The organism is uncultured Nitrospira sp. (genome assembly GCA_902500695.1).
GTDB lineage: Bacteria > Nitrospirota > Nitrospiria > Nitrospirales > UBA8639 > Nitrospira_E.
Genome location: CABVRQ010000001.1, coordinates 104,285 through 114,857, shown reverse-complemented (window position 1 = coordinate 114,857; position 10,573 = coordinate 104,285). Strand labels below are relative to the sequence as shown.

General features: G+C 49.3%; 9 protein-coding genes. 6 read left to right on the top strand and 3 right to left on the bottom strand.

The genetic code is table 11. From position 1 onward, the window contains the following. The 6 genes from AAH187_RS00375 to AAH187_RS00350 form a co-directional block, all read left to right on the top strand. On the top strand, window positions 1–232 hold a 232-nt coding region (locus AAH187_RS00375; RefSeq protein WP_342346446.1), incomplete at its 5' end, for a PDZ domain-containing protein. 284 nt (window positions 233–516) lie between these two features. Next, window positions 517–855 (top strand): STAS domain-containing protein, encoded by a 339-nt coding sequence (locus AAH187_RS00370; protein ID WP_342346445.1) that lies wholly within the window; start codon window positions 517–519, stop codon window positions 853–855. A gap of 560 nt (window positions 856–1,415) precedes the next feature. Then, window positions 1,416–3,224 (top strand): ABC-F family ATP-binding cassette domain-containing protein, encoded by a 1,809-nt coding sequence (locus AAH187_RS00365; protein WP_342346444.1) that lies wholly within the window; start codon window positions 1,416–1,418, stop codon window positions 3,222–3,224. Between the two features lie 90 nt (window positions 3,225–3,314). Continuing rightward, window positions 3,315–3,914 carry a tetratricopeptide repeat protein gene (locus AAH187_RS00360; RefSeq protein WP_342346443.1) on the top strand — a complete coding sequence of 200 codons (600 nt, stop codon included), beginning with the start codon at window positions 3,315–3,317 and terminating at the stop codon, window positions 3,912–3,914. 373 nt (window positions 3,915–4,287) lie between these two features. Beyond that, window positions 4,288–4,563, top strand: a complete 276-nt coding sequence (locus tag AAH187_RS00355) for a hypothetical protein (RefSeq protein WP_342346442.1) — start codon at window positions 4,288–4,290, stop codon at window positions 4,561–4,563. Between the two features lie 171 nt (window positions 4,564–4,734). Next, on the top strand, window positions 4,735–4,923 hold the full coding sequence (locus AAH187_RS00350) for a hypothetical protein (RefSeq protein ID WP_342346441.1): 189 nt from the start codon (window positions 4,735–4,737) through the stop codon (window positions 4,921–4,923). A gap of 169 nt (window positions 4,924–5,092) precedes the next feature. Here the strand turns inward: AAH187_RS00350 and AAH187_RS00345 are convergent, their stop codons facing one another. From AAH187_RS00345 to AAH187_RS00335, 3 genes are all read right to left on the bottom strand, one after another. Next, entirely contained in the window at window positions 5,093–8,020 is a 2,928-nt protein-coding gene (locus tag AAH187_RS00345; RefSeq protein ID WP_342346440.1) for a response regulator, read from the bottom strand. A gap of 16 nt (window positions 8,021–8,036) precedes the next feature. Continuing rightward, a complete protein-coding gene (locus AAH187_RS00340; RefSeq protein WP_342346439.1) occupies window positions 8,037–8,981 on the bottom strand; it encodes an ABC transporter substrate-binding protein in 945 nt (314 codons plus the stop codon). Window positions 8,982–8,998: 17 nt separating this feature from the next. Then, on the bottom strand, window positions 8,999–10,573 hold a 1,575-nt coding region (locus tag AAH187_RS00335), incomplete at its 5' end, for a TonB-dependent receptor (RefSeq protein ID WP_342346438.1).

Here is a 10,573-nt window from a genome sequence, read left to right as displayed (position 1 = left end):
GAGGACGGGAAGTCGTTGGGCGCTGGTCGTGGCCAAAGCGACCGGTCCCTCACGTGATGCAGGATTTCAAAAAGGCGATGTGCTGGTGGCCATTAATGATGTGCTGATCACCACCCCGGCACAATTAAAAAATTATTTGATTGAGCGAACGGAACCCGGTCAAGTTGTCGAGCTCAGGGTTCGGCGTGGAGATTCTCAGGAGCTGCTTTCCGTGACATTGGGTCGATCCTGAATGGGCATTCAAAAGGAGAATAAATGAGCTCCCTTTGTTTGTCTTTGTTCAAGAGGCTTGCCTGCCTTTGTGGGTTTCCATGTGTTGTATGCCAGGCCTTCATTTAAAATGGGAATATGGAAAAGGGGGCTCAAGGAATTCAGCAACGCTGGTAAAAGGTCCCGCAATAGACCATAAATCCTCAAGATTCCCTATAAATGGTCCGATAGATCCACCAAAAGCACTGAAACATGGAGTAACCCCTGTGTATCGGGCTATGGAGAAAGAAGGATCAATGCTGAGCTATGATTATTAAAGAACGAACAATGAACGGCTTGCCTGTCGTGAGTCTTTCAGGAAAGTTGGATATTTTTTCTAAAAATGCCTTTAAGGAGACCGCAGGAAAATATACAGACTCGAATTCAAAAGGGCTTATCCTGGATTTTCAAGGGGTGACCTTTTTGGATAGTGTGGGGTTAGGCGCTTTGGTGGTCCTCGCCAGGACCTTCCTGAAACTCAAGGGGCGGATAATTATCGTGAATCCTCAGGATCAGGTGAAGACACTATTAAGCGAAATGAATATGGGGAAGATGATTCCCATGTATACAACGGATGACCAATTTTCTACATTTTCTGAACTCTAGTTACCCTGCCTCTTTCTTCCTTCCCGATTATCGATTGTCTTTGTTGGTGATGAGTCTTCCGGGATTCTCTTACGTGTCATCCACCCGTTTTTACTGGACCCCTTCCAGCTGTTGAGGGGAATGTGGGGGATAATTCTCCATCCCGGGACAAACATGCTCCACTGTCTGCGTCTGTGTTTCCCTCTTAGGATGGTGACGGGGTAGTCAACCTAGGGAGAGTTCCAGTAGAGTAGTGGAAGATTGTTGAAAGAGGATACGGTTTTCGTTACCGGATAGCTTCCTGCTCTCTAACCTGTTCAGGTTTGTCTCGCAAGTCCATTTTTCACGACGGTTCAACTCTGATCAGTGACTCTTCTTCTTCATTCCTTGCAGTACGATGCGATTGTCAATGGGGGCTTCCACCATCAGGTCGGTTTCTGCCTCTGGAGGTAAATAGGGTGAGCGGGGCCCGTTCTTGTGTGAGTCCTGCCTGGCAGGAATGGAGTTGGTCGCGAGATGGGGAAAGATCATTATTAATTTCCGGGTTTATGAAGGTCGGAATTTAAAGGAGTGTAATACGTATGTCAGCGCTGATTTATGGACAGAAGCTCACCAAAGCCTATGGGACCAAACGTCTCTTTCAGGAACTGACCCTAGGCGTGTCAGAAAAGGATCGTATCGGGATTATCGGCCCGAATGGATCGGGGAAAAGTACCCTCCTTCGGATTTTTGCGGGGCTTGAACAGCCGGATGAGGGAAGAGTCACTCGACGGCAGCATCTTCGCATTGCCTATATTCCCCAACAGGCTGATTTCGATTCGGAGTCAACGGTCGCAGAGGAAATTGAACGAGCAGCCTTGGCCTCTGGCCTGCACGCGCATGATTGCGTGGCTCGGGTGCAGGAGACATTGGGACGCATGGGGTTTGGGCAGGGAGATCAGCTCGTGGGTCCGCTTTCAGGCGGGTGGAAAAAACGCCTTGCCATTGCCTGTGGGTTTGTTCAGGCGCCGGATGTCATGCTGGTGGATGAGCCGACGAACCATCTCGATCTGGAAGGGATGCGATGGCTTGAGCAGGTGATGTCTCAAGCTCCATGGCCGTGGGTTATGGTGAGCCATGATCGTTGGTTTCTTGGCCATGCCACCAATAAGGTGGCAGAAATAAATTCCCGGTATCCTGATGGCATCTTTCTGGTTTCAGGAGGCTATGAGGAGTTTTTGGTTAAGCGGGAAGAATTCCTGAACAGCCAGACTCAACAAGCTCAGGCCTTGGCCGGAAAAGTCCGTAGGGAGGAAGAGTGGCTTCGTCGAGGTCCCAAGGCTCGATCCACTAAAGCGAAGGCTCGCATAGATTCTGCCCATGCATTACAGGCTGAATTGGCTGAAACCCAGGTGCGCTTGCGACAGGAGGAAACCTCCATCGATTTTGTGGGCTCGGGTCGGCGCACGAAACAATTGATGGTCGTTCATCAGCTTCGGAAGGCATTTGCTGCGCGGACGATTATTCAAAAATTGGACTGGGTGATCTCACCGGGAACGGCCACCGGGGTCTTAGGTCATAATGGCTCCGGGAAGTCTACCCTTTTGAAATTACTCGCCAAAGAATTGGAGCCTGATCAGGGAAGCGTCACGTATGCGGATAAATTGCAGGTGGTGTATTTTGATCAAAATCGTGATCAATTGGATCCGAAGATGACCTTGCGACGGACGTTGTCGGATTCTGGTCACACCGTCATGTACCGGGGGCAGACCGTGCATCTGGCCGGATGGGCGAAACGATTTCAATTTCAGCCTGAGCAACTGGATCTCCCTATTGAGTTGCTCTCCGGCGGTGAGCAGGCGAGGGCGGTCATTGCCCGATTAATGCTCCAATCCGCAGACGTGTTGATTGTGGATGAGCCGACAAACGATTTGGATATTCCGACGCGAGAAGTGTTGGAAGAGAGCTTAAAGGAATTTCCTGGAGCCTTAATTCTGGTCACCCATGATCGATATATGATGGAGGAAGTCTGCACGGAATTTGTCGGATTGGACGGGCAGGGAGGGTACGGGCAATTTGCGGATTATGGACAATGGGAATCATGGCTTCGTCGTCAGCGATCAGGCAAAGACCAGTCAGGGACCCAACCCAAGGGTGCCCGCCTCGCGGCGGAACGGCCCAAAGCCAAAAAACTCGCATTCCGTGATCAGCAAGAGTATGACACAATAGAAAAGCGGGTTCTTGATGCGGAGGCGGTCCTCGAGCTGTGCCGCACGGAGACAGAAAATCCCAAAATTGTTTCCAATCATCTCAAGCTCCAAGAAGCCTATGAAAATCTCAAGTCCGCTGAAAAAGAGGTGGAACGCCTGTATACCCGGTGGGCGGAACTTGAAGCCAAGCAACAGGGATAGAGTACAATGAAAATATGAGCGCCTGGCAGGGTTGGTGCATGCCGTTTTACTGAGTTCCCTTTGCCGTGAGAAAAAGAAAGAAGTGACACCATGAGACTTCTGGTCACCATCCAGAAAATGGCCATGATTTTTTTACTCTTTTGGGTGGGAGAGGCATGGGCCGGTTTTGAGGAAGGGGAGGAGGCCTACCTGCTGGAGAATTTTCCCGCCGCTCTGTCTGAATGGCGACCGTTAGCGGAAGAGGGAAATGCCGAGGCGCAGAACATGTTGGGCTATATGTACCGGTATGGCCAAGGAGTAATCCAGGACTTTGAGCAGGCTCGACTGTGGTATCGTCGGGCTGCCGATCTCGGGAATGCCAGAGCTCAGAATAATCTTGGCGCGATGTATCGCCAGGGTTTGGGGATACCGCAGGACTATCAAGAAGCCTTTCGATGGTTTCTGCGGGCGGCGGAGCAAGGAAACGGTGGTGCCCAAAATCATGTAGGTCTCATGTATTACAAGGGAGAAGGAATCCAAAAAGACCTGGTGCAAGCCTATAAGTGGGCGTATCTGGCTGCCCAGCAGGGCCTGGATCCATCGATCCAAGCCTTGGACCTACTTTCACAGGAGATGACCACTGCTCAGATCAATGAGGCAATTGATCTCGCAGGGAAATGGAATCCCAAAGGTGAAGAGGTTGCCCTGTAAATGAACCTTCGACGTCCATGCGTTGAGAAGAGTTTTACCATCCCTTATAAGTTGCCGTGAATGATTTTGGGAATTGAGAAGCAAGGACTCCGGAAGGCGTGACGAGTTCGGTGGGATAGTACGTCATTTGGGCGACACGATTTTTTCCTGTATTTGACTCCCTCCAAGCAGAGTGCTACCCTGATTCACGGTGCAAGCGATGGTGGTTATCCTGCCTTTTCCGCGCTTTCATTCCTAGGCGGATTGATTTTCACAATTGATTCTTGAGGGTGTGAAACCTTCATTAACCCCTTCGCTTCCTGCCCGGTTCGACAGGACGGTGCGTGTTCTTTGTCATGATTGGGATGGTTTTTTTGACAGAAGGAGGCTTCTTATGAAGCTGACAATGAAGTGGGGTGGTAAGGTCCGAAATAGAAAAACCTTTAAACCGGAGCCCAAGATCCGATGGGACCTCCTTGGCCTCGCTGATCCATCTAAAGAAAAAATTCCCATGCCGATCGATGAGGTTCGCCGACAAGTTCTGATGATGTCGAGCCCTGGTTTTGATCATGATAGCGCGACTCGCCTTGATGTGGTGCCTCAAAAAAATTCCCGTGCTTCAGCTTCTGCCAAGCCGGCGTCTAAGGTACGCAGGAGGGAGTCCACGTAAGACAGGTATGCCGTGCCTAGGTGGACAGAACGGGCACATGGGAACTTGTCAGGATCTGTGCCTCGATTAAGTGAGTGTGATGGTCTGCCAAATATGCAGGGACTAAAAGAGACCTACAGCTCAACTGTGGAAGCCGGAGGCGTGATAACCCATATGAAATGAGGAGGATAAATGGGACGACCCACAAAAGTAACCCAGGCCAAACGAAACCGTGAAATGGTCAAAAGGATGAAGCAACAGGATAAGGAAGCCAGACGTGAGCAACGCAAGTCGGAAAATGAAGAGCCTCCTAGAGTACTTGATGGGGAAGATCCCGATTTAGTTGGGATACGGCCGGGCCCGCAACCACCTCAATACTAGTGAGATCTGCCATTTCTCACTAATCGTTCGACATACATACCGGTATTCTTCTTTGGAAGTCTTTCCCAATCGAAATTGTCCTGCCACAGTTGGCACTTGGACGTTCTCATCTTGATAAGCCGTTTTCCCGCATCTGTTGTTCTGTCTCTTTGCCTTTGAAGGCGGCATTCTATGTGCCAATTCCTTTAGCGTGTTGGACCACTTCATGCTCCAGGGCAAATTGAACTTGAGCTAACTCCTGCTGAAGGGCAGATAATTTAAGGCGGACGGCGTCAAACGAGTCATGCCGATCCTGTTGTTCCAATGCTAAAGCCAATTCGGCCAATTTTTTTACTCCGACGTTGCGACAGATTCCCTTGAGTCCATGGGCAGCGAGAGTTAAGTCTTCCCAATTTTCCGTGGTCACAGCCTCTTGAACTTGCGACACGCATTCCAAGGCTTCGCGAATAAAATTTTTTAGGATTTTGCAAACAAATTCGTTCCCTCCCAGCGTACGCCATTCAGCTAACCTTTCAGCATCCAAGGGTTGAGTTGCGCCAGAAACGTTTTGGAGAAGATCGGAACCCGTGGCGGGCTTCCGAAGGAGTGCACCGTCCTTAACAGGTTGGATTGAGATAGCCTTTCTTTCCTCTTGTGGTAGCCAGCGATGTAACATGTCACGGAGTTTTTCCGGTTTAATGGGTTTGGTTAAGTAATCATCCATGCCAGCGGCAAGACATTTCTCCCGATCCCCGGACATGGCGTTAGCCGTTACCGCAATTATCGGGGTATGGCGATGTTCTCCTTCCCAGGCGCGAATCGCTTTGGTGGCCGCATACCCGTCCATTTCCGGCATCTGACAATCCATCAAGATAATGGCAAAAGACCTCTTCTGAATAGTCTCAAGTGCAGTCTGACCATTTGATACCACGACTACCTCATGGCCAAGTTTGTTCAATAAGAGTGAGGCCAATTCCTGATTTACCGTATGGTCATCTGCCACTAGGATGGTACTCGGTTCCTGGTTGGGGGATTGTTCTTTGAGAGAATGCAGGGTAACCAAGGTTTCTTGATTTGCCACTTCCGTAAGTTGGTCCGAAGCCATGACCGCCACTAAGCTTTGTTTGAGTTGCGTCTTCCTGACCGGCTTGGTCAAATAGGCCTGAAATCCCGCAAGTTGCGCCTCTTTGGCGTCACCGCGCCTGCCGAGCGAAGTTAAGAGGAGGCACCGAACATTCTGAATCCTGGGGTCGGCCTTGATAGCTCTGACTAATTCTAAGCCGTCCATATTAGGCATATGCATATCGAGGATTGCCAGGTCAAACGGTTTCTCTCGGGCCACACTGGCTCGAAGCACGGCCAAGGCTTCAATTCCGGAAGAAGCAGAGGTCGGTCTCATGCCCCAATCCTCTGCATACTGGGCTAAAAGGTGCCGGTTGGTATCATTGTCATCCACGCAACATACTCGAAGCCCTTCCAAAATTGATTGATCGGTGTCAGAGGGAGACGGAATGTCTTGCCAATATTTTGGCAAACGAAGCGTAAACCAAAAGACACTTCCTTGTCCTAATTGACTATCAACCCCGATGGCGCCGCCAGATAACTCCAAAATGCGTTTACAAATAGCCAGTCCTAGTCCTGTTCCCCCGTATTTCCTGGTGGTAGAGCTATCGGCTTGACTGAAGGATTCAAAAATTTTCTTTTGAGCTTCCGTGGAGATTCCTACGCCGGTATCTGAGACTTGAACGCGAATGTCTATGTCGTGTTCCTCCTCTCCCATGCGCAGGATCTGCACCCCGATCTCTCCATGTTCAGTGAATTTGATGGCATTGCTCAGAAGGTTGAGTAAAACCTGACGAAATCGTCCGGGATCCCCCACGACAGTGGTATGAACATCAGGGAGGACCCATCCTACTAATTCAAGTCCTTTTTTCCCGGCTCGTTCGCCGACCATTTCTAAGGTCTCTTCCATGGCGTGACGGAGATCGAAAGGGATCGATTCAAATTCCAGTTTCCCTGCTTCAATTTTCGAAAAATCTAAAATATCGTTCAGGATTGTCAGAAGAGATTCTCCCGAATTCCGGACGGTGGTGGCATAGTAGCGCTGGTCCTTCGCCAACTCGGTGTCAAGTAGTAAATCAGTCATCCCAATAATCCCATTCATCGGGGTACGGATTTCGTGGCTCATCGTGGCAAGAAACTCACTCTTTGCCTGACTGGCCGCTTTGGCGTCCTCGGCCAAATGAAGCGCTTCGTCTTTAGCCTGACTGAGCTCCTGGGTTCGTTGGGCGACTTTTTCTTCCAAAGAATGTTGATACGATTCTACTTCGCGTCGGTACTGGCGCAACCAATCAAACATTTGCGTGAAAGACACCGCCAAATCATGAATTTCATCCTTCGTATCGATCGTGATTTCAATGTGCTGGTCGAGATTGCCTTGGGTGATATCCGTCGCGACTTTGGCAAGTTTCTTGACAGGTGCGGTAATTTTTCGTACCAAGAGAATCGTAATGAGACCGGCCAGGAGTACGAACGATAAGGTGTACCAGGCGAGTGATTGGAGAAATGTGGCTCGTTGCTCCTCTAACCTTTTGAGACTGAATCCAAATTGCACAAAGCCAATCACTTTCGGCTGAGTCGCGACCGCTCCGATTGCAGAAAATAATTCATCAGTTCGGGGTTGTGTGACGACCGGGGCCAGAAATTCCCAATAGGTTTGGCCGTCACCTTGATTGACGGCATTATAGGAGCGGATGAACTCTGGGGATGCGGGTGTTTTCTGAAGATCGATCTTGGGTATATGAACGGATTCGTGTATCGATTTGGATAGGAGAATGTTGGATTGGGCATTGCGCAAAACCACATAGGCGATGTCTGGATTGGTGTCCAGCTGTGCCAGAACCTGGCGCAGAGCCTCCTGATTTTCGGTATACATCGCATACTCTCCCGCTTGTGCGATCATGGCGGCCACAGCCATTCCATGATGATGCAAGGCTTGCATTTGATGGGATTGCTGGACCTGAGCCACAATGAGTCCAATCCCCAAGGCCATAATGATAATCAAGGAGAGAATCAGGGTATTGAATTTGGTGACGAGGTTAATCCGAAGATTTTGCATCCTATCTCCTTGTCGATTATTCAAATACGGCATGAGCGCCCTTAATCAATCCAGCTGAGAGATCTAATTCCATGTGGGTGATGGATTTGAGGTTGAGGGCATACAACACTTTTCGAGGCGGTTGAGGTTTCAGTGTTTGAATGTTGACCCCCTTGAGGACCTGTTCTGCTAATTCTCCACATTGAACGCCAATATCAACGTAATCGCGATCCAACGCGTACACCGCTCCCGCTTTGACCCAGGAGGTGGAAAGGCCCACAAATGGAATGCGATTTCGAAAAGAAAACAATAAAATACCTTTAGCTGTTTCCGGAGATAACACGACAGAATCCGTGAGTCCCCATAGGACGTCGGCGCGGTGGGATAGACTTTCCAGGGCATCGGGCAGGTCACGTGGTGTCTCGACTTTTTTGGCATATAAGGTCAGGCCTGAGTCTTCAATGATTCGACGGGCCTGTTCAATGGTGCCGGTGTTTTCCTGTGAGTTAAACAAGGCCCCGATGGTTTTTTTGCCGGGCAAAAGCTGTTGGATCCAAGAAATATGTGTTTGCAGAGGAAATTCCAATACAATCCCGGTAGCATTTTTTCCATTTGTGAGTTCGGCTTCTTTCATAACCATTCCGGCAATAATCGGAATGTCTTTCATTTCACGAAGGACGGCTTCTGTCGCAGGGGATCCGAGGGTCAAGACCAGCGAAGGATTTGTCGCCTTTATCGCTTGTAGGACACCGCCTGTTTCCTGGATTGGACCTTCAAAATTTTGGATATCGTATTCCACGGAAAGGCCCTGTTTGTCTAAATACTGCTGAAAGCCTTTCCGCACGTCCTGGTAGGGACCGTTTTGCTGAGTCATGAAGATCATGATGCGAGACCCTGCTTCGGCGGAAACAACTGACCAAAATAGAAACACAGCAGTGAGACCGATCAGGTGATAGGGTATCCGCCAGGAATGTTTCATCATAGGTCCCGCTCTGCTGCTCACAACTCCATGGGAAGTTTGACTCGGTACGTACGCCCATCTTGGGGAATCTGATTCTGGAGATGTTCTTCAGAGCCGGGGTCGCCATAATTCTGATCAAAAAGGTTATGCACAGTTCCGGAAACCTCCAGTCCTCTGATCCAATCGCTGCCGAACACGGGAATATTTTTAAACCGGCTAAACAGGGACAGATTGGTTATGAGGTAATCGTCTGTATGTGTTCCAGCCAATGTTTTTCTGGTACGCATATATTGTGTGCCAAGAGAACCAAAGAGGGTTTCCTGATAGAGAGGCGCAATGAGATTAGGTTTGGCCAAATGTGCGGGAGAGTTGCTCAACTTCACTCCGGTGTCTCGATCTTCCGTATTTTGAAATGAATAACTGATGCGGCTATCCACCTTTCCCATGATTTTGCCTTCTAAGCCGACTTCCACTCCTAGGGTTTCCGCATCCTGTAAGTTTTTATTAAACAGAAGACCATCATTCGGATCTGTCACGAAGGTGATCAAGTTATCAATCCTGTTATAGAAGAGCGAGGCGGTCCCGCGAAGGGAACCTCCCAGGGCTTGTTCGACAATGAATTCAAATGTTTCGATTGTTTCCGGATCTAAATTCGGGTTAGGTTTTTTGGTATTGAATCCGTCGTGATAATACTTCTCATAGACGTTGGAGGCTCGAAAGGCGGTTTTGTATAAGAACTTCAAATTTGTCCCGGAAAAGGGATTGTAGATCAGTCCCAGCCGCGGATTGGTGGTGCTACCAAAGGTCGGGAAATGGTCATAGCGCACGCCGAGACTCAATCTGACGTTTTCCAGGATCTCTACCTCATCCTGTAGATAGATCTCCCAATTGACCGAATCCCGATTGTCGTTCAGATTCAGGGTACGATCGTAGTCTTTTTGATCTTGTTGGAGATTCTGGCGGAATTCTCCTCCCGCTGTGAGCCGATGATTCCCGAATAGCCGCTTTGTGACCCAAAATTCCGATCCCCACCATTGTGCCAAGGCTTTATCCTGATTGACGAAAAAATCCGGAGGATCTCCCGGATCGGCAACGTCATAGACGTAATCCCCGCTATAGTAGTAATTGTCATAAAAGAGGCGTCCTACCACTTTCGTTTGATCTTCAAAATCATGTTCATATCGAAGATCCAGATGGCCGAGTGCATCAAGGATGTCAGTCCCGTTGTCATTAACGACGGTTTCATAGGGGGCAGTCGGAATCCCCTTCTTGCGATGGACATAAACTCCTCTAAATATATGATCTTCATTTCCGATGGCTGAGCTATCGTCCATCGCCTCATTGGTTCTATGGCCGTCGGTTAAGACCAGTGCGCGCGTATTGAAGTCGGACGGGTGGACAAAGCCCCGGATTCCAAGAAATTGATAGGTACGGTCATTGGTCGTGAATATCCCACGAAGGCTGGCCAGAAGGTCAGCCATGGTTCGATACCCGTACTTTTTTATTTCCTCTGCGGTAACCATACTGATGGACGATGGGGCTTCCGTTATTTTTTGCCCATATTTCGAGGCGCTGTAGACTGAGGGGATATCTTGAAATAGAAGTTTTTCGTC